This window comes from Paraliobacillus salinarum (assembly GCF_014083865.1).
Lineage (GTDB): Bacteria > Bacillota > Bacilli > Bacillales > Amphibacillaceae > Paraliobacillus > Paraliobacillus salinarum.
Genome location: NZ_JACEFA010000013.1, coordinates 38,545 through 57,478 on the forward strand (window position 1 = coordinate 38,545; position 18,934 = coordinate 57,478).

An 18,934-nucleotide genomic window follows, 5' to 3' on the forward strand; every position below is an offset into this window, starting at 1 on the left:
ACAGTAACTAAGAATTAATTTTTTCTTGTCGCTATTCATTCTAGGAGGGAACAAAATGAAAATAAAAATGCTAGAAAATGAGTATTGGTATGGTGGATATGTACACGAAGGAATCAATCAGCCTATTGGAAAAGAAGATACGTATAAGGTAGATTTATTTTTAAATCAAACACCAAATCAAGTAATGCCACTTTTTCTTTCAACAAAGGGCAGATATATTTGGGCGGATAAAGGATTTGTTGTTACCTTTGAAAAAGGGATAATAGAAATTGGTGAGGGTGTAGAATTAGTAGAGGGTAAACAGGATTTAAAAGGTGCCTATTTAGCTGCAATGGCTGATCATTTTCCGTTTCAGGGTAACCATTTAAGTATGGAATTATTCAGAAATCCTATCTATAACACTTGGATTGAGTTAACGTTTGATCAAAATGAAAACGATATCTTAAAGTATGCAGAAGATATTCTTACCAATGATCTACCAGCTGGTGTACTAATGATAGATGATGGTTGGTCAGATTATTATGGAAAATGGTCGTTTAATAAAGAGAAATTTCCTAATCCAGAAAGTATGATTAACAAACTACATGAAAAAGGCTTTCAGGTCATGCTTTGGATCAGTCCATATATAACACCTGACACGGTTGAATATCGTGAAACAAGAGATAAAGATTTACTAATAAAAAATGAAAATGGTAAACCGTTTATTACGGAGTGGTGGAATGGATACTCAGCTGCTTTAGATTTTTCTAATCCGAATTCGGTAGCTTGGATGGAAAAACAATTAGAAAAATTAAGTGGAATAGGGATAGATGGCTTCAAGTTCGACGGGGGAGATAGCCTTTACTATCATGAAGATAATGTAACATATGGCAATGTTACTCCTGATGAACAATCTTTACTGTGGGCTAAGTTTGGAGAAAAATATGCGCTAAACGAATACCGTGTTACTACCAAAGCAGGTGGAATGTCATTATTGCAACGTTTATGTGATAAGGAACATTCATGGGGAGATACTGGAATTAATGCTTTAATTCCTAATAGTCTGTTACAAGGTATTACAGGTCATCCATTTAGCTGTCCGGATATGATTGGCGGTGGAGAATACCTTAATTTTATAGATCGATCAGATCATTTACTAGATGCTGAACTTTTTGTTCGACATAGTGAGATTGCGTGTTTAATGCCAGCGATGCAATTTTCAGCTGCTCCTTATCGCATTTTAGATGAGGTGCGCTTTGAAAGTATAAGAAAAAGTGTTCAACTTAGACAAAAATATCAAATTATTATTGAGGATTTAGTAACGCATGCAAAAGAAACAGGCGAACCTATTATTCGTTATATGACCTATTGTTTTCCGAATGAGCCTGTAGAACAAATTATTGATCAATTCATGTTGGGCGACGATGTACTTGTTGCACCAGTATATGAACAAGGCGCAACGGGTAGAGAAGTCTATATTCCAATAGGAGAATGGAAGTATGGAGAAGAAACATTAAAGAGTAAAGGTGAATATCTATATTTTGCTAGTTCACCAGGTATTCCTATCACAATAGAACGGGTGAAATCGTAATATAGTTATATAAATGACTATTGATGAAGAAATACTATTTATTTACTTAAATAAATAGTATTTTTTTCGCATTAAGAGCGTAATATTGATTATTTATTGTCTTTAATGAAGCGGTTACAATATATGTATCACAAAGAAAGAGGGGTTTTAAATGAAAAAGAAAACGTTTGCATTTTTGTTAAGTTTGATTATGCTTGTTGGTGCATTGGTAGGTTGTTCGAGTGAGTCAGGAAGTGAGGAAACAGATTCTGGTTCGGAAGATGAAGTAGTGAAGCTTAGAATGATGGCTTATAATGCAGAATCTACAAGAACAACGTATTTAAAAATGTTAGATGAAAAACTTCCTAATATTGATATTGAATTTGAATTTGTTGCACTTGATAATTTTAACAATGTTTTAAACGCACAGCTACAGGCTGGAGAAGGACCAGACATTATTGAAGTGGGTGGCGAAGCAAAACTTCTAGCTAAAGCTAACTATTTACTAGATCTTTCAGATAAAGATTTCACTTCTAAATATGCAGATGCAGGTCTTAAGCCATATTCGATAGATGGTGGTATTTATGCAACTCCATTACAATCATGGTTCGAAGGTATCTTTTATAATAAAAAAATCTTTGAAGAAAATGGTGTAGAAGTTCCTAAAACATGGGATGAGTTAATTGCTATAAGTAAAAAGTTAGATGAAAATGGTGTGAAACCACAAATAATGGGTGCTCAATCTTGGGAGCCAATGATGAAACAAAGTATTGGGTTAGTAAACAATGAATTCTATGCGGATGAAGCAAATAGTGAATTTGATAATAAGTTTAATGAAGGGGAAGCAAAGTTAGCGGAGGCATGGCTTCCAGCTGTAGAGGAATGGTCTAAAATTATTGATGAAGGAATTCTAACAGATGATATGCTCGGTTTAAGTTATGATCAAGCATTAGATCAATTTGCAACTGGAAAGGCTGCAATGTGGGAAAGTGGACCATGGGCGGTGCCAACTATTCTTGAGAAAAATCCAGATATAGAACTTGGTATGTTTCCAATCCCAGGAAAAGAAGAAGGTCCTGGTTGGTTAATAGGTGGACCAGGGTCGGCTTTAGCAATTAATGCAAATTCTGAATACATTGATGAAGCACTTAAAGTATTAGAGGTAACAGCGACAGAAGAAGCGCAGTTAGCACTTGTTGAAGACAATGCTGGAAGTTCTTTCTTAAAAGGTGTTGAAGTAGATTTGGGAGAGATTTATACAGATAGTGAAGAGGCGTTTAAAGCAGGTAATGTTTATGCGCCATGGACAGCTGTTTGGACTTCAGGAAATCCAATTGTACAAGCTTATGGAAAATCACTACAAGAAGTTCTAGCTGGAGCAAAAACTGTTGAAGAAGCACTTCAAGATGCAGATGAAACCAATGATAATTTAAGAAACACACTAAACTAAATAAATGATCAGTTGTACAGAAAACATGTTTTTGCAATCGTTTTCTGTACAACTGTTCTTAAATTTTAAACGTAAAACAGAGAATTGAGGGGACAGATATGTACAACAAAAATCGTCAAAGAGTTTTTATGTTGATGATTCTTCCAACATTTATTGGGTTTTTCATTCTTTATATTGTTCCTACAGCAATGAGTTTCTTTTATAGTTTAACGAATTGGTCTGTATATAACGCTGATCTTCAATTTGTTGGATTAGATAATTTTAAAATGCTTTTTGAAGACTCAAAAACATTGGCCGGAATTAAAAATACAATTATCTATGCTCTAATTACGCTTGTTGTTCAAAATGCTATAGCTATCGTATTGGCCGTGTTTCTAGATAAGAAAACAAAGTCAGCTAACTTTGTTAAATCATTAGTTTTTTTACCTGCAGTTTTAAGTATTCTAGTGGTAGGATTTCTATTCCAATATATTATGACATCAGCGGATTATGGGTTATTAAATAACATTGTACAATTTTTCGGTGGAGATCCGGTTAATTGGTTAGGTAATAAAGATATTGCGCTGTATTCAGTAATAGCTACACAAGTTTGGCAGTGGAGCGGTTGGTTGATGGTAATTTATATAGCGAATCTGAAAAGCATAGACACAGCACTTTATGAAGCGGCGGAAATTGATGGAGCTAGCAAAATGAGTAAATTCTTTAAAATTACTTTGCCTTTGTTGTATCCAGCGGCTTCATTTAATATCCTTTTGAGTTTAATAAATGGAATGAAAGTCTTTGATGTAATTTTAGCGATGACACAAGGTGGGCCAGGATATGCAACGGAGACAATAATGACTACGCTTATTAGAGAAGGATTTAATAGTGGAAGAAATGCCTATGCATCAGCTCTAGGAGTAGTATTTTTTGTTGCGGTATTCATCTTATCAAGGATAGTAATTGCATTTTTAAATAAATGGGAAAGGAAAATATCATGAAGAAGAATATACTTGGAAAATCGCTATATACCATTGGATTGACGATAATTTGTATTATTATGATTGTGCCAATTTATTATTTAGTTGTCACAACATTTAAATCTCCAGAAGAAGCGGCGCTTAGCCCTTTAGGTTTGCCAAAAGCCTTAGATTTCTCAAATTATACGAAAGCCTTAGAGGCAATGGACTACCTTCAAGCATTAAAGAATAATTTGATTATTACTATTGTTGCTGTTCTTTTATTAGTGTTTTTCGCTACGATGGCGGCCTATGTAATTGCAAGAAGTCAAAAGAAAATCTTTAAAGTAATGTATTCTATCTTTCTAGTGGGATTAATCATTCCCTTTCAAATTGCTGTTGTACCATTGTATCAGATTATTTCTGGTTTGAATTTAATGGATACACATTTAGGTGTTATTTTGGTTAATGTTTTTTGTATAAATCTACCATTATCAATTTTTTTATTGCGTGGATTTATTAGCACAGTTCCAATTGAGTTGGAAGAAGCTGCATTCATGGATGGTTGTGGCACATTTAAAACTTTTTGGGTTATTATATTTCCTTTGTTAAAACCAATTGTTTCGACAGTTGTTATTTTAAATACGTTAGCAATTTGGAACGATTTTTTGACTCCTTTATTATTTATACAATCACCAGAAAAACAGGTGTTGTTACAACAGGTTTATAGAAACGTTGGTCCATTTTCAACCGACTGGACATCGTTCTTCCCAATGCTTGTTATGTCAACATTACCACTAGTCATTTTCTACATTTTTATGCAAAAACGTGTAATAGAAGGAGTAGTAGCAGGGTCTGTAAAAGGTTAATTACTATAAGGTTTAATATAATATTAATGAATAAATGAGATTATACGTCATTACCATTACTTGAAAAGGAAGATGATAATGAAAAAAATCACGAAGATTCTATTAGTATCTATTATTTTATTCGTTCTTAGTAATGCAGAAGGATTAACAGAACGTGTTTTGGGTGCGACAGACAATGTAATTACATTCAATCCTAACAACGGAGAACTAGAAAAGCAGATTAATCTATTGACAGGAGAAACACTGAAGGAAGAACAAGTCCCTTTTACCGACTTAAATAAAGAAGGCTATGATTTTCTAGGGTGGTTTTATGGAGACAATAACAAGTATGAAGTTATTTTTCCATTTTCAACTGATAAAGACATCACTTTAATAGCAAAGTGGGGGAGACATATACCTTCAAATCCAATAAAAAAAGAAGGGTATCGTCTTATATTTAATGATGAATTTAATAATATTGATGGCAATTTAAACCCTGCTAACTGGGTAGATAAATATTTGTCATCTTGGACAAAAACACCCCAACATGCTAGCCCGACGTATAACTTAGAAAATGGAGTAATGAATTTACAAATAAAAGAAGAAACGCAACCTTGGGCAACAGAATTTGATGGACAAACAGTAGTAAGTGGCTTTACAACAGGTAATAGAAATGCGTTGCATAATTGGACTGGTGCAAATGTAGTGAGAAATCCAGTTGAAACAGAACTAACGCACATTAATCAGTATGGTTATTATGAAATTAGATCAAAGGGTCAAGCTGGCTCATCTAGACATTCGGCTTGGTGGTTATTAGGTTTTGAAGACAGAAATGAACACTCTGCAGAAATTGATATTTTTGAGATATTAGGAAATAATGCTACAAAAGTACCTCGGGCTTACCATAATTGGAATGATGGGGATGCTTTTAATGTTAAAGATTCAGGAGAGAATTTTACAGATTATAATGCGAATTTCCATGATGAATGGCATACTTTTGGATTAGATTGGCAAGAAGGGACTGGATCTGGAGATTTTCCTGATAAACTAGTATTTTATATTGATGGTGTAGAAGTAGGTAGTAAAAATGTGAATATAGACTATCCTATGATTCAATTATTCTCTCTTTATGAAAAGCGAGCTGGAGGATGGACTGGCCCTTGGGAGTGGATGCCATATCCAAACTCTTTTAACATTGACTATGTTAGAGTATATAAGAAACTACCAGAGAACCAGCCAGAACTACCTGAGAATGAATTAGTGATTTCTCATATTGAAGATTCAACAGTAACCGTTCAGGAAGGACAGGCAAAGTTAACAGAATATACTTCAGCTGTAAATGGACAGGAAGGACAAGTATACACAGAACCTAATTTGCCAGATACACTTTCTTATGTTGATGTAACTTGGAATGATGGCATCGTTACACAAGAATTTGTGAAATGGGATCCTATTACAGAAGAGGATTTAGTAAAGTTAAATAATGGAGAATCAATTACTAAGAACGGTATCCTTCCTCATGTAGAAGAAGGATCTAACATTCCTAATCCAGTGTTACATGTGGAAGTAACTCCTCCTCCACCATATTCAAGTGAGAATTTAGGAATCGATAACAATCAAGCTGAATTATCTAAGCTTTTTGATGGTAATTTAGCAAGCAATAGTGGCGAGTTCGTTTTTGCTAATAGTTATCTGCCTACAGATAAAGAAGTAAATATAATGTATGACTTTAAGCAAGAAGTTACATTGGATACTATTACATTTACAACCAATTATGGTCAAGATCAAGGAATTAGAAAATTTAAGGTAGCATCCTTTGATTCAAGTAGAAATCAGTGGGTTACTTTGAATAAGGAATATACTATTCCATGGACTGATGCAGGAAAAACAGAGGCCGGTGAGACTTTAGCTGTCAATATTGATTCTGTTAATACATCAAAGATAAAAATAATTATTACTGATGCAGGCTTCACATGGGGCAATAAAATAGCTATGCGAGAAATTTCTTTTAATATTAATTAAATATTTTCAAATGGGACATTGGGGTCTGACCCCAGTGTCCCATTTTTTAGTGGAAAAAATATTCATTATGGAGTAAAGTAGGGTTATAATAAACGAGCATGTTTGGAGGGGAAATGAGTGAAGAAAAAACCATTAATTATAATAGGATCGATTTTTGCTTTTGTTGTTATTGGCGCCGCAATTCTATTAGGTATTAGCACGACTTCTGTGGAAAAATTCAAAACTACCCCAATTGATGGCCAAAAAACCGTATATTTAGGAGAAGAGGATGCTAATAATGAAATCTTTTTAGCATTTGATTATTCATGTCCAGCGTGCAAGAATTGGATGGGCGAAGTGCTACCTGAATTGGAGCAGAAATATATCGAAACTGGTAAGGCTAAATTTAGAATGCAATCAATGGTTTATTTGAACGATGCATCTCTACGACTGTCTCAATTTGATCAAAATCTCATTCGCTATAATAAAGAAAAATATTACGAGATTGCTAGGAGAGTTATGAGCGATGCGCAAAGCCAAGACGGAATTTGGGGAACAGAACAATACATTAAAGATATCATTTCGGAATACGATCTTGATCAGGATATGATGCTTCAAGACAATGAAATGGATCCTATTAATGTTACTCGAAAATACACTCGTGGTTTAGGGATTGAATCCGTTCCAAGTGTGTTTGTAAACGGAGTGAAAGTAGAAGAACCCTTTAATGTTAAAGAAATTGAATCGTTAATTAACGAATAAAATAACGCTTGAACCAAGCTCTTGTTTTACAGGACTTGGTTCTTTTTTTCTAAGCGTAGGAAGAATAGATACCTCATTTTGCTCCTTGTGGGATATTTATGTTATTTTTTGTCTTTAATACTTTGAATAGGCTCCGTGCTACTCCTTTTATATCAAAATACTAAGTGCTCTCTTTATACCCTAGCTTGCCTTTGACCAAGCTCTTGGTCTATAAGTAGGATGGCTGAAGAATTGTTCCCTGCTAGTTTTAGACGTTCTACAATTGTTAAGGCTTGTGCTTCCTCATCAATTTGCTCGCGGAGAAAGTCTTGAACAATGACAGCTGTTTGTGGATCAATTTGTTTAATATAATCATAAGCTTGACGATAAGCATCTGTAACATATCGTTCGTGTTCAAGTACTTTTTCAAACGTTTCTAACGGAGTCCCATAGTTGCTTGCTTGTGCTGGAATTTCACCAATCTTTACTACACCATCTTTTCCGGATAAATAATCAATTAACGTTAACATATGTGTACGTTCTTCGTCAGATTGTAATTTTAACCATTTGGTCATACCTGTGTAGTTTTTTCTATCCATATAGGCCGACATAGCTAAATATAATGTGGTCGATATTTGCTCAATTTGAATTAATTGATTCAGTAATTGCTGCACTTCATCTTTAACCATTTAACACACTCCTGTTTGTTGTATTTATACTAGGTTATGCCCTATTCAAACGGTGTGTTCTTTCATGACCTAAGAAAAGAGAAGAATTATTTTTGCAGTCGTTTCTTTTTAAATGTTATTAGACTTGTTTTAAGTGATGCATAGACACCGACACTGGCATTTCCATAAAAGAAACCCATAAAAATACCAGCCCATATATTGTTTTTATGCGCAAAAAATATAGAGATAAGTAAGCCTATGATATTTGCTATTGTTGGAACAAGAACAGGCTTAATATGTAACCATACTTTAATGATTTGTGTAAGTATGACGACAATTGGTACAGCAAGTATTGCATCCCAGAAATTCGTATGAATAATCGGAAACTCCTCCACAATAGAACACTCCCTGTTTATATGTAAGTTAACCTTATTGTTAGCTAGAATCATTTTATTATTATCAAATGTTTTATTTGTTTTTCTATGTGGTAAACATATACCAACACTTAAAAAAGGAGTGTAAACTGATGAATGAACAAAAAGGCATAAGCGATAAAGTGAAAGGTGCGGTTAGCAAGTTAAAAGGAGAAGCGAAAGATCAGATTGGAAACGCAACAAATGATCCTAAACTTCAAGCTGAAGGAAAGAAAGATAAAGCAAAAGGTAAAATGCAAGATAAAGTAGCTGAGAAAAAGGAATCTGAGGATAACGTTAATCGTTAAGTAAAAAAGGTGGCAGATCAGTTGATGATCATGCCACCTTTTTTGAAAAATTTAGACACAGATAAATGATTGAATTTCACGTAGGTCGATGCCGAAATAAACCCACCTAAATCCATTCCATCGGTAACCTGAAACAGATCTTCTTCCTACATACGTTGGATAAAACCAGAACTGTTGAAAACCTCTAAGCCAAACATAGGTGTAACGATATAAGCATCCTCGAATACTTCCTGGATCCACCGCAAAAGTTTGTGCTTGTTGTGTCTGGGATGGCGTGAATTCTGGTGGTGGCCCCGTCGGTGGTCCCGGTTGTGAACCTTGGCCTGGAGGTGGAAATGGTGGTGGAGAGCCTGGTCCACCTGGTCCGCCTCCGAACGTCGGAAGCCACGGAAACAATTGTCGTTGGTCATTTAATTCGTTATATATATCATTAGATTCCTGAGGTGGGCAATGATAACAATCATTTTGATCGTGCATGTAATGATATCCATATGAATGGTCTGAATACATGGTATCTACTCCTTGCAGAAATAATTTTATATTAAAGCCTATTGGACTCTTATCACATCCTATGTTTTAAGCATGAAAATTTAACTTGTACCTGTTAAATTGTGTGTTTACCCATATGCAAATAAATTAAAAATGAGCTTTGTTGCGTTAACAAAGCTCAGAGAAACCTTTTAATAATAAGGGTAAGATTGATAACCATAACCCGGTCCGTAGCCTGGTCCATATCCTGGTGGTCCATAACCTGGGGCTAATAATGATCCTGCTGCTACGCCAGTCAAGAATGGTACACCAAAACCTATTAGTGGTGATCCAAAACCAAATCCAAAACCTGGGCGTCCGAATCCTGGACCCGGAAATGCCCCGAATCCTGAGTAGGGACCGCCAAATCCGAATCCCGGTCTTCTTCGATAACCTTGTTGATAAGGCAGATCGTGCAAGTTGTTATAACGATACATTTTATTTCTCCTTTCGAATCCTTCTATATTAGTAACATAATGGTTAATTAAAAGTTTCCGTATATCTTATGCGAGATAGGCAAAAACTCTTGGGTTGATGTCCTATAAAAACAATCAAGAAGAGAATGTAAAAAAATCTCTTCTTGATTGTATTGGTTTATGCGTAGAAAGTAGCACCGACAATAATGAGAAGAATAAACAGCACCACAATTAAAACAAACGTATTATCATATCCACCACAATGACTCATTTTGATTTCCTCCCGTAACGAATTATTGTAAATCTACAGTACATCCTATGCTATTGGCTATTTTTCTGATTGGGCAAATGTTCCAATATAATTTTATTTACTAGTAAGCTTAATTAGATCGGTAATCCGTGCTATAATAAAACAAACATGAAAGCGTATTCGAATAGAAATATGTAAATAAAGGGGGAAACAGAGTGGTTTATAACTATCAAACACCAAGATATCTCGTTGTGATTGAGCAAATAAAGACAAAAATTAAAGAAGGCGAATTGGAGCCAGGCGAACGTTTACCCTCAGAAACTGATTTCGCTAAAGAATTACACGTATCAAGAAACACATTAAGAGAAGCATTACGAATATTAGAAGAAGAGAATATTATTATTCGAAAACATGGTGTGGGTACCTTCGTAAATAAAAAGCCAATTTTTTCAGGGGGATTAGAAGAGTTATTCAGCATTACTGATATGATAAAAGGTGAGCAGAAAGAACCGGGAACAGAATTGCTTTTTTCTGGTTTAGTTGACCCACATTTAGATGATGTTACTGAATTGCAAATGGACTCAAATGAAAAAGTAATGCTCGTCAAACGTGTTAGAACAGCTAATCAAGATCCTTTGGTTTATTGTATAGATAAAATTCCCGCCAAACTATTAGAAGATGGATTTGAGTTAGAAGGAGAGTCTATTTTTGATTCTTTACACCGTAATGCAGGAATTACAATTAGTTATGCTAAAGCGGATATAAAAACGGTTGGTTATCACAAAGAAATCTCGCGTATACTAAAGTGTGAGTCAGGTATTCCTTTATTGGTTCTAAAACAAATTCATTTTGATACAAGTGATAAACCAATTTTATATTCTTTAAACTTTTTTAGATCTGATCAAGTGAGCTTTAACGTATTTCGGAAAAGAGTTCTATAATTATAAAAACCTGTTGACATAAAAAATGTTATCAGGTTTTTTTGTTATAAAAGTTTTAATTTTTCATGAAAACAATTGACTTGTTGGACGTCTAACCTTTATCATAAGAGTAGATAGCTTGTAAGGGATTACATCAAGGGGTTTGTTTGGATGTTTTACTTGCATATAAAAGGGATAAAATAAATGAAGATGTCGAAATTACAGAGAGAAAGAGAGTGTACAGCATGAATTTAATATGGGGTATTTTCGGGATAGCTGTAGTGTTATCCATTGCGTTTCTTTTTTCAACAAATAAAAAGTCAATACGATTGCGAACGATCATTGGTGGTTTATCCATTCAAATCGCTTTTGCTTTTATTGTATTAAAGTGGGAAAAAGGAAAAGAAGGATTAGAATGGTTTACTTTACGCGTGCAGGATATAATAAATTATGCAAATGAAGGAATTAGTTTCTTATTTGGTTCATTAGCAGATAGCGATGAATTTGGAACGATATTTGCTTTTCATGTGTTACCAATTATTATATTCTTTTCAGCGCTTATATCAGTTTTGTATTACTTAGGGATCATGCAACAGTTTATTAAGATATTAGGTGGTGGATTATCTAAGCTATTGGGGACTAGTAAAGCCGAGTCAATTTCTGCAGCATCTAATATTTTTGTTGGGCAAACAGAGGCACCGTTAGTTGTTCGTCCATTTTTGGAAAAAATGACTAAGTCAGAACTTTTTGCAGTAATGACAGGTGGTCTTGCTTCTGTAGCTGGGTCTGTATTAGTTGGTTATTCATTATTAGGTGTGCCGCTTGAATATTTATTAGCTGCTAGTTTTATGGCTGCACCTTCAGGGTTAGTTATGGCTAAAATGATGATGCCTGAAACGGAAACATCACAAACGACAGATGAAGTTGAGCTAGAAAAAGACACAGAAACGGTTAATGTGATTGATGCTGCTGCCAAAGGTGCCAGTGATGGGTTAAAGTTAGCCCTAAATGTAGGGGCAATGCTTCTAGCGTTTATAGCTTTAATTGCTTTAGTAAACGGTATCTTAGGTATATTTGGCGGTATAACTTTAGAAGGAATCCTAGGTTATATCTTCTCTCCAGTTGCATTTGCAATAGGTGTTCCTTGGTCTGAAGCAATAACTGCTGGAAGTTTTATTGGACAAAAGTTGGTTTTAAATGAATTTGTTGCTTATGCTTCTTTTACTTCTGAGATGGGTTCACTATCTGAAAAGACGAATTTAATAGTGAGCTTTGCATTATGTGGATTTGCTAATTTAAGCTCGATGGCCATTTTGCTAGGTGGTTTGGGAGGTTTAGCTCCAAATCGTCGTAAAGATATTGCTACTCTAGGTCTTCGTGCTGTAGCTGCTGGTATGTTAGCTTCGTTATTAAGTGCAGCTGTCGCTGGTATGTTTTTTTAAACTTTAAATAAAATATTTTCTTTATAAGAGAGGAAGATAAACATGAGAATGGTAGATATTATTGCAAAAAAGAGAGATGGAAAAGCATTAACAAAAGAAGAGATCGATTTTGTTGTTGAAGGATACACAAACGATGAAATACCAGATTATCAAGTTTCAGCTTTAGCGATGGCATTGTATTTTCAAGATATGACAAAAGATGAACGCGTAAATTTAACGATGGCAATGGTAGAGTCGGGTGACCAGATTGATCTATCCGATATTGATGGGATTAAGGTAGATAAGCACAGTACAGGCGGTGTTGGAGATACTACAACATTAATCTTAGCACCACTAGTCGCAGCGTTAGGTGTTCCAGTGGCTAAGATGTCTGGTCGAGGACTTGGTCATACAGGTGGAACAATAGATAAATTAGAATCGATTGAAGGATTTCAAGTTGAACTAGATGGTCCAACGTTTAATAAATTGGTCAACGAGAACAAAATTGCTGTTGTTGGTCAAAGCGGAAATTTAACGCCAGCTGATAAGAAACTATATAGCTTGCGCGATGTTACTGCAACTGTTAACTCTATACCTTTAATTGCAAGCTCGATTATGAGTAAAAAAATTGCTTCTGGAGCGGATGCAATTGTATTGGATGTAAAAACAGGCTCTGGAGCATTTATGAAAGATTTGGATGATGCAAAAGCTTTAGCAAAAGCAATGGTTGAGATAGGTAATGGTGCTGGCCGTAATACAATTGCTGTTATCTCTGATATGAATCAACCACTTGGATTAGCAATTGGAAACGCACTTGAAGTAAAAGAAGCAATTGATACGCTTCAAGGAAATGGTCCAGCTGATTTACATGAGCTTTGCTTAACATTAGGCAGTCAAATGGTTTATTTAGCTGATAAAGCAGACTCTATTGAACATGCACGTGAGTTGTTAGAAGATGTTATGCGTTCAGGTAAAGCTATTGAAAAGTTTAAAACATTTATTGCTTCACAAGGTGGAGATGCATCCATAGTTGATGATCCAAGTAGACTACCGACAGCCGCTAATCAAATTGAGGTTAAAGCTAAGAAATCTGGGTATGTAACTGAAATTATTGCAGATGAAATTGGTGTCGCTGCTAGTATGCTTGGTGCAGGACGTATGACAAAAGATTCTGAAATTGATTTGGCAGTTGGTCTTGTGTTGAAGAAAAAAATTGGTGATGCAGTGCAAGAGGGCGAAACAATTGTTACGATTCACAGCAATCAAGAGAATGTAGATGAAGTGATAGAGAAGATTCAACAAGCATATACAATTGATGGAAAATCACCTATAACAAATGAATTGATCTATAGCGTCATTCATTCGTAAAGACATCTAGAAAGGTTGGACATCGCACCATGCTGTAGGTACAATATAATAAGGTAGGAGAGTGCCGATGAAAGAACTTATTTTAAGTATAGTTGCTGGTATTATTGTAGGTGTTTTATTCAAATTTTTAAAGTTACCATTACCAGCACCACCTGTTTTAACAGGAGTGCTGGGGATTGTAGGGATATATCTAGGTGGCTTTATTGGAGATTGGATACGAACTTTAATTTAAAATAGAAAGGAAGTCATAAGAATGAATAAACCTTTTAATCGAGTTTTTCTAGTAGTTATGGACTCAGTGGGAATAGGGGAAGCACCTGATGCAGCAGACTTTAATGATATTGGTGCGGACACACTTGGTCATATTGCTGAAGCAATGAAGGGACTTAATATGCCGACTATAGGAGAATTAGGCTTAAGTAATATTCGGGAAATTAAAGGGATTGATAAGGCAGCGAAGCCGCTTGCACATTTCACAAAAATGCAAGAAGCATCAAATGGAAAAGATACGATGACCGGTCATTGGGAGATCATGGGCCTTCATATCGATCAACCATTCCAAACATTCCCAGATGGATTCCCAGATGATTTATTACAACAGTTGGAGGAGAAAACAGGTCGTAAAATTATAGGGAATAAGCCTGCATCTGGTACAGAGATTGTTGATGAATTAGGTCCAGAGCATATGGAAACTGGTGCATTAATTGTTTATACATCAGCCGATTCTGTATTACAAATTGCTGCTCATGAGGATATAATTCCAATCGAGGAACAATATGAAATATGCGAAATCGCGCGTGCTTTGACTAAGAATGACAAATATATGATCGGTCGCATTATCGCTCGTCCATTTGTTGGTGAACCAGGCGCTTTTGAACGAACTTCTAATCGTCATGACTATGCACTTAAACCGTTTGGACGTACAGTAATGAATGAGATGAAGGATAATAATTATGATGTCGTTGCTCTTGGGAAAATTTCAGATATATATGACGGAGAAGGAGTAACGGAAGCTATTCGTACAAAAGATAATGATGATGGCATGGAGAAATTCATTCAATCTATTGACAAAGATTTTAAAGGGTTAAATTTCCTTAACTTAGTAGATTTTGATGCGAAATATGGTCACCGTAGAGATCCAGAAGGTTATGGAAAGGCGTTGGAAACATTTGACGAAAGACTACCAGAAGTGTTAGAGAAATTAAGAGAAGATGACTTATTAATCATAACTGCAGATCATGGGAACGACCCTGTTCATCATGGAACAGATCACACTCGTGAGTATGTACCATTGCTTGTTCACCATAAAGGGATTACGGAAGGAAAAGAGCTTCCAATAAGAAAAACATTTGCAGATATAGGTGCAACGATTGCAGATAACTTTGAAATAAAAATGCCAGAACATGGTGTTAGCTTTTTAAAAGACATTAAATAAGGAGGATCAACAAATGAATATACAAAACATTCAAGAAGCAGCTTCTTATATAACTGAAAAATTAAGTATCTCACCAAAAGTAGGTTTGATTTTAGGTTCTGGTTTAGGAATGCTTGCTGATGAAATTGAAAATCCAGTAAAAATTAAATACGAAACTATACCAGGATTTCCAGTTTCGACTGTTGAAGGACATGCTGGACAACTTGTAAGTGGTACTTTAATGGGTGTACCGGTTGTTGCAATGCAAGGCCGTTTTCATTATTATGAAGGCTATGGATTAGAGGCAGTAACTTTCCCTGTAAGAGTAATGAAAGCATTAGGCGTAGAAAAGCTTGTTGTAACAAACGCAGCTGGTGGTGTAAACCCAGCTTTAAATCCAGGTGACTTAATGTTAATTACTGATCATATAAATAATACAGGACAGGATCCGCTAATTGGACCAAACGAATCTAAGTTAGGTGTTCGATTCCCAGATATGTCTACAGCGTATGATAGAGCATTACAAGAAGTTGCACGTGATGTAGCTAAAGAAATGAACTTAGACTTAAAAGAAGGCGTTTATGTATGGAATACTGGCCCAAGCTATGAAACGCCAGCAGAAATTCGTATGCTCCAAAAAGTTGGCGGAGATGCAGTAGGTATGTCGACAGTCCCAGAGGTTATTGTGGCACGACATGCAGGAATGAATTGTTTAGGTGTTTCTTGTATTTCAAACATGGCAGCAGGTATTTTAGACCAACCACTATCACACGATGAAGTAATTGAAACAACAGAGAAAGTAAGAGATTCTTTTTTACGTTTTGTTAAAGATGTGTTAGCTCGTATGAGTTAAAATGCTAAGCTGAGGAGGAAATACAATGGCAATCCAAGAAAAGCTAGTTGAAGAAGCAAAGAAGGCTAGGGAAATGGCTTATACACCCTATTCAAAATTTAAAGTAGGTGCGTCATTACGAACGACTGATGGTGAAATTTTTCATGGCTGTAACATTGAAAATGCTGCTTATTCCTTAGCGAATTGTGCAGAGCGAACAGCTTTATTCCATGCATATGCTTCAGGTGCTCGTTCATTTGATTTGCTTGTCGTTGTTGCTGATACCGATCGACCTGTATCCCCTTGTGGTGCCTGTCGTCAAGTGCTGGCGGAATTATGTGCACCTGATATGAAGGTCGTTTTAACAAATTTACATGGCGACATCCAAGAGACAACAGTAAGTGAGTTATTACCAGGTGCTTTTGTATCAGATGACCTATCCAATGCTAAATAACTAATAATAATAAAGTAAATCTAATATCAGGAGAGATTAAAATGGCAAATCAATTAGCAAATAAAATTGATCACACTGCACTTAAACCAGATACATCAAAACAACAAATTACAACCTTATGTCAGGAAGCCAGAGAACATGGTTTCTATTCTGTGTGTGTAAATCCAACATGGGTGAAGGAAGCGGCTAATTTGTTGGCTGGTTCAGATGTAGCTGTGTGTACGGTTATCGGTTTTCCTTTAGGGGCATCTACATCTAATGTGAAAGCATTAGAAACGAAAGATGCGATCGATAATGGTGCAACAGAGGTTGATATGGTTATTAATATCGGCGCATTAAAAGATGGTAACAAAGAGCTAGTTAAATCGGATATCCAAGCTGTCGTTGAGGCTGCTAAAGGTCGAGCGCTAGTCAAAGTGATCATCGAAACATGCTTATTAACCGATGAAGAAAAAGAAACAGCGTGCAAATTAGCTGTTGAAGCAGGTACAGATTATGTAAAAACATCCACTGGCTTCTCCACGGGTGGCGCAACGGTAGAGGATATTCGCTTAATGCGTCAAACTGTTGGAAAAGATATTGGAGTAAAAGCTTCTGGTGGAGTACGTGATCAAGAAACTGCAGAAGCAATGGTACAAGCGGGAGCTTCTCGTATTGGTGCTAGTGCAAGTGTTGCAATCGTACAAGGGAAAACATCAACAAGTGATTATTAAACTTCAATTATAAAGTTAAAAAGTACAAAAGGTACCGTTTTAGAGGTGGATTGGTCTTGTTAATCCTTCTACAACGGTACCTTGCTATATTATTAACTATTTTTAAATTATTTTGAGTAATCATGTCTATATTCTAATTGTCCATTTTTAAAATGTACAATTACACTTGTTTTTTTATTTTTAGCAATTTCTTTTGCTCTATTAATCGCATCGTTTTTGTTTGTATAAACATTTGATGGTACTTTTGCTGCCTGAGTCTTTACAGCCCAGCCATCTTTGTGCGGAACGACATGCTCTCCTTTTTTCATTAATTCAGGACGGGCATTTTCTGGTTCGCGATCTCGTTCTATTAAGGATTCATCACTCGATTGTAAGACACTGTTTCTTTCTTTTTCGCTAGCGTTTTTATGCCATTCTTTTGCTTGGGCTGTAGCGATTGGAATTGCTTGTGATTCACTGTAACCTTCGTTCACCATGGCGTTTGCTATAGATATGGCCTTTTTTCTAACGGCAGTATCTAAATGTTTTAAAGAGCTTGGATAATCGGTAGTGTCCCAAGGCATTATAATTCCTCCTTTTTAGAGGATTTACCCTTAAACACTATTGATAAACTATACTTTATTGAAAAAACGAAGCCAATCGACTTCGTTTTCAGAAAATTTATTTATCATTGTATGCGCCATGCTTTACTGGACCGACGAATTGATTTAATTTCCAACCGTGCTTAATAGCCTCGTGAACAAAATCTTTTGCAGAAATGACAGCTTCTTTAACTGTTTTCCCATTTGCTAGATTAGCAGTAATTGAAGCAGCAAATGTACAACCAGCGCCATGATTATAATTTGTATGGATTTTTTCATGCTCCAGAATTGTATGTTCTTTACCGTCATAAAACAAATCAATGGCTTTATCGTGATCTAATGCTTTACCGCCTTTGATTACTACGTTTTGTGCACCTAATGCAATAATTTTTTCAGCAGCGTGTTTCATATCATCAATTGTTTTTAGTGGCCCTGTCTGTGCTAATTGACCTGCCTCAAATAAGTTAGGTGTTGTAATAGTTGCCAATGGTAATAACAGCTCGCGCATCGCATCTGTATTTTCTGGTTGTAATACTTCATCGTCACCTTTACAAACCATCACTGGATCAATAACGACTTTATCAATGCCATGTGCTTTGATTTCTCTTGCACCGAGTTCTATAATATCAACTGATCCAAGCATACCTGTTTTCATAGCGTCAATGCCAACAGATAGGATCGTTTTCAGTTGCTTTTCAACTGTTGCTACTTCTATAGGTGTTACTTGATGGCTCCAATTCTCTGGTGCCATAGAAACGATAGAAGTTAGTGCAGTCATGCCATAAACTTGATGCTCTTGAAATGTTTTTAAATCTGCTTGAATGCCAGCTCCTCCACTAGAATCAGAACCAGCTAGTGTTAGTGTTTTTTTCAAAATAGTGCCCTCCAAATCGAACAGAAATTTATATTTAAATATACTTTATCACACTAGAGAGAAGATGAAAAATTAGAATAACTATTAGCTTTGCTTTTAAATATAAAAGTAAAAGTGCAAACCATTTCAAGAATGAGGCTATGTCATGGTAAAATTGTGATCGATATCACTCAATTATATTTGCTTGCACTAACTAATAACATTATAATAAAACTTCAGTTTGTTCTTATTATTTTTCAAATAGAGG

The 18,934-nt window shown here is 35.5% G+C and carries 22 protein-coding genes; 15 read left to right on the top strand and 7 right to left on the bottom strand.

The features are described from left to right. Nucleotides 1-55 precede the first annotated feature (55 nt). The 6 genes from HP569_RS11625 to HP569_RS11650 all read left to right on the top strand — a co-directional run bounded on the left by HP569_RS11625 (nt 56) and on the right by HP569_RS11650 (nt 7,548). Nucleotides 56-1,570: a glycoside hydrolase family 31 protein gene (locus tag HP569_RS11625; protein ID WP_182201342.1), complete on the top strand. Its 1,515-nt coding sequence runs from the start codon at nt 56-58 to the stop codon at nt 1,568-1,570. Between the two features lie 151 nt (nt 1,571-1,721). After that, entirely contained in the window at nt 1,722-2,999 is a 1,278-nt protein-coding gene (locus HP569_RS11630; RefSeq protein ID WP_182201343.1) for an ABC transporter substrate-binding protein, read from the top strand. Between the two features lie 98 nt (nt 3,000-3,097). Continuing rightward, nucleotides 3,098-3,979: a carbohydrate ABC transporter permease gene (locus tag HP569_RS11635; RefSeq protein WP_182201344.1), complete on the top strand. Its 882-nt coding sequence runs from the start codon at nt 3,098-3,100 to the stop codon at nt 3,977-3,979. Further along, a complete protein-coding gene (locus tag HP569_RS11640) occupies nt 3,976-4,806 on the top strand; it encodes a carbohydrate ABC transporter permease (RefSeq protein ID WP_220464468.1) in 831 nt (276 codons plus the stop codon). Before HP569_RS11635 ends, HP569_RS11640 begins: the two co-directional genes overlap by 4 nt. Nucleotides 4,807-4,884: 78 nt before the next feature. Further along, nucleotides 4,885-6,807: a family 16 glycosylhydrolase gene (locus HP569_RS11645; protein ID WP_182201346.1), complete on the top strand. Its 1,923-nt coding sequence runs from the start codon at nt 4,885-4,887 to the stop codon at nt 6,805-6,807. A gap of 117 nt (nt 6,808-6,924) precedes the next feature. Next, nucleotides 6,925-7,548 (top strand): DsbA family protein, encoded by a 624-nt coding sequence (locus HP569_RS11650; RefSeq protein WP_182201347.1) that lies wholly within the window; start codon nt 6,925-6,927, stop codon nt 7,546-7,548. 173 nt (nt 7,549-7,721) lie between these two features. Here HP569_RS11650 and HP569_RS11655 read toward each other — a convergent pair whose 3' ends face one another. Together HP569_RS11655 and HP569_RS11660 are read right to left on the bottom strand one after the other, a co-directional pair. After that, complete coding sequence (locus HP569_RS11655) at nt 7,722-8,216, bottom strand: ferritin (protein ID WP_182201348.1); 495 nt, start codon at nt 8,214-8,216, stop codon at nt 7,722-7,724. An 86-nt stretch (nt 8,217-8,302) separates the two neighbouring features. Beyond that, a complete protein-coding gene (locus HP569_RS11660) occupies nt 8,303-8,590 on the bottom strand; it encodes a hypothetical protein (protein ID WP_182201349.1) in 288 nt (95 codons plus the stop codon). Between the two features lie 131 nt (nt 8,591-8,721). Between HP569_RS11660 and HP569_RS11665 the strand changes: the two genes are divergently transcribed. Next, nucleotides 8,722-8,916, top strand: coding sequence for a CsbD family protein (locus HP569_RS11665; protein WP_182201350.1), 195 nt, complete (start codon nt 8,722-8,724; stop codon nt 8,914-8,916). A gap of 51 nt (nt 8,917-8,967) precedes the next feature. Here HP569_RS11665 and HP569_RS11670 read toward each other — a convergent pair whose 3' ends face one another. The 3 genes from HP569_RS11670 to HP569_RS11680 all read right to left on the bottom strand — a co-directional run bounded on the left by HP569_RS11670 (nt 8,968) and on the right by HP569_RS11680 (nt 10,131). Continuing rightward, on the bottom strand, nt 8,968-9,426 hold the full coding sequence (locus HP569_RS11670) for a hypothetical protein (RefSeq protein WP_246367123.1): 459 nt from the start codon (nt 9,424-9,426) through the stop codon (nt 8,968-8,970). Nucleotides 9,427-9,596: 170 nt separating this feature from the next. Beyond that, nucleotides 9,597-9,881: a spore coat protein gene (locus HP569_RS11675; protein WP_182201351.1), complete on the bottom strand. Its 285-nt coding sequence runs from the start codon at nt 9,879-9,881 to the stop codon at nt 9,597-9,599. Nucleotides 9,882-10,038: 157 nt separating this feature from the next. After that, nucleotides 10,039-10,131 (bottom strand): YjcZ family sporulation protein, encoded by a 93-nt coding sequence (locus HP569_RS11680; RefSeq protein WP_182201352.1) that lies wholly within the window; start codon nt 10,129-10,131, stop codon nt 10,039-10,041. A gap of 194 nt (nt 10,132-10,325) precedes the next feature. On the opposite strand from HP569_RS11680, the gene HP569_RS11685 reads away from it, so the two are divergent. The 8 genes from HP569_RS11685 to deoC all read left to right on the top strand — a co-directional run bounded on the left by HP569_RS11685 (nt 10,326) and on the right by deoC (nt 17,232). Next, nucleotides 10,326-11,051 carry a GntR family transcriptional regulator gene (locus tag HP569_RS11685; RefSeq protein ID WP_182201353.1) on the top strand — a complete coding sequence of 242 codons (726 nt, stop codon included), beginning with the start codon at nt 10,326-10,328 and terminating at the stop codon, nt 11,049-11,051. A 224-nt stretch (nt 11,052-11,275) separates the two neighbouring features. Further along, on the top strand, nt 11,276-12,472 hold the full coding sequence (locus HP569_RS11690; RefSeq protein WP_182201354.1) for a NupC/NupG family nucleoside CNT transporter: 1,197 nt from the start codon (nt 11,276-11,278) through the stop codon (nt 12,470-12,472). Between the two features lie 42 nt (nt 12,473-12,514). Continuing rightward, nucleotides 12,515-13,819: a pyrimidine-nucleoside phosphorylase gene (locus HP569_RS11695; protein WP_182201355.1), complete on the top strand. Its 1,305-nt coding sequence runs from the start codon at nt 12,515-12,517 to the stop codon at nt 13,817-13,819. Between the two features lie 67 nt (nt 13,820-13,886). Next, entirely contained in the window at nt 13,887-14,051 is a 165-nt protein-coding gene (locus tag HP569_RS11700; RefSeq protein ID WP_182201356.1) for a XapX domain-containing protein, read from the top strand. A gap of 21 nt (nt 14,052-14,072) precedes the next feature. Next, on the top strand, nt 14,073-15,254 hold the full coding sequence (gene deoB / locus HP569_RS11705) for a phosphopentomutase (protein WP_182201357.1): 1,182 nt from the start codon (nt 14,073-14,075) through the stop codon (nt 15,252-15,254). A gap of 13 nt (nt 15,255-15,267) precedes the next feature. After that, nucleotides 15,268-16,086, top strand: a complete 819-nt coding sequence (locus HP569_RS11710; RefSeq protein WP_182201358.1) for a purine-nucleoside phosphorylase — start codon at nt 15,268-15,270, stop codon at nt 16,084-16,086. Nucleotides 16,087-16,111: 25 nt separating this feature from the next. Beyond that, nucleotides 16,112-16,519, top strand: a complete 408-nt coding sequence (gene cdd, locus HP569_RS11715) for a cytidine deaminase (protein WP_182201359.1) — start codon at nt 16,112-16,114, stop codon at nt 16,517-16,519. A 41-nt stretch (nt 16,520-16,560) separates the two neighbouring features. Next, the gene (gene deoC, locus HP569_RS11720; RefSeq protein WP_182201360.1) at nt 16,561-17,232 is read left to right on the top strand and encodes a deoxyribose-phosphate aldolase; all 672 of its coding nucleotides are present in this window, start codon (nt 16,561-16,563) and stop codon (nt 17,230-17,232) included. A gap of 107 nt (nt 17,233-17,339) precedes the next feature. On the opposite strand, the gene HP569_RS11725 is transcribed toward deoC, so the two are convergent. Together HP569_RS11725 and pdxK are read right to left on the bottom strand one after the other, a co-directional pair. Next, nucleotides 17,340-17,795, bottom strand: coding sequence for a DUF2188 domain-containing protein (locus tag HP569_RS11725; protein WP_182201361.1), 456 nt, complete (start codon nt 17,793-17,795; stop codon nt 17,340-17,342). A 97-nt stretch (nt 17,796-17,892) separates the two neighbouring features. Next, nucleotides 17,893-18,687 (bottom strand): pyridoxine/pyridoxal/pyridoxamine kinase, encoded by a 795-nt coding sequence (pdxK, locus tag HP569_RS11730; protein ID WP_182201362.1) that lies wholly within the window; start codon nt 18,685-18,687, stop codon nt 17,893-17,895. Nucleotides 18,688-18,934: the final 247 nt, after the last annotated feature.

Bases quoted from the DNA above. Each gene is read 5' to 3' on its own strand.
- HP569_RS11675 (WP_182201351.1), bottom strand. From the start codon at position 9,881: ATGTATCGTTATAACAACTTGCACGATCTGCCTTATCAACAAGGTTAT.
- HP569_RS11665 (WP_182201350.1), top strand. From the start codon at position 8,722: ATGAATGAACAAAAAGGCATAAGCGATAAAGTGAAAGGTGCGGTTAGC.
- HP569_RS11670 (WP_246367123.1), bottom strand. From the start codon at position 9,426: ATGTATTCAGACCATTCATATGGATATCATTACATGCACGATCAAAAT.
- HP569_RS11725 (WP_182201361.1), bottom strand. From the start codon at position 17,795: ATGCCTTGGGACACTACCGATTATCCAAGCTCTTTAAAACATTTAGAT.
- HP569_RS11700 (WP_182201356.1), top strand. From the start codon at position 13,887: ATGAAAGAACTTATTTTAAGTATAGTTGCTGGTATTATTGTAGGTGTT.
- HP569_RS11640 (WP_220464468.1), top strand. From the start codon at position 3,976: ATGAAGAAGAATATACTTGGAAAATCGCTATATACCATTGGATTGACG.
- HP569_RS11690 (WP_182201354.1), top strand. From the start codon at position 11,276: ATGAATTTAATATGGGGTATTTTCGGGATAGCTGTAGTGTTATCCATT.
- HP569_RS11680 (WP_182201352.1), bottom strand. From the start codon at position 10,131: ATGAGTCATTGTGGTGGATATGATAATACGTTTGTTTTAATTGTGGTG.
- HP569_RS11710 (WP_182201358.1), top strand. From the start codon at position 15,268: ATGAATATACAAAACATTCAAGAAGCAGCTTCTTATATAACTGAAAAA.
- HP569_RS11630 (WP_182201343.1), top strand. From the start codon at position 1,722: ATGAAAAAGAAAACGTTTGCATTTTTGTTAAGTTTGATTATGCTTGTT.
- cdd (WP_182201359.1), top strand. From the start codon at position 16,112: ATGGCAATCCAAGAAAAGCTAGTTGAAGAAGCAAAGAAGGCTAGGGAA.
- HP569_RS11635 (WP_182201344.1), top strand. From the start codon at position 3,098: ATGTACAACAAAAATCGTCAAAGAGTTTTTATGTTGATGATTCTTCCA.
- HP569_RS11625 (WP_182201342.1), top strand. From the start codon at position 56: ATGAAAATAAAAATGCTAGAAAATGAGTATTGGTATGGTGGATATGTA.
- deoB (WP_182201357.1), top strand. From the start codon at position 14,073: ATGAATAAACCTTTTAATCGAGTTTTTCTAGTAGTTATGGACTCAGTG.
- deoC (WP_182201360.1), top strand. From the start codon at position 16,561: ATGGCAAATCAATTAGCAAATAAAATTGATCACACTGCACTTAAACCA.
- HP569_RS11645 (WP_182201346.1), top strand. From the start codon at position 4,885: ATGAAAAAAATCACGAAGATTCTATTAGTATCTATTATTTTATTCGTT.
- HP569_RS11695 (WP_182201355.1), top strand. From the start codon at position 12,515: ATGAGAATGGTAGATATTATTGCAAAAAAGAGAGATGGAAAAGCATTA.
- HP569_RS11655 (WP_182201348.1), bottom strand. From the start codon at position 8,216: ATGGTTAAAGATGAAGTGCAGCAATTACTGAATCAATTAATTCAAATT.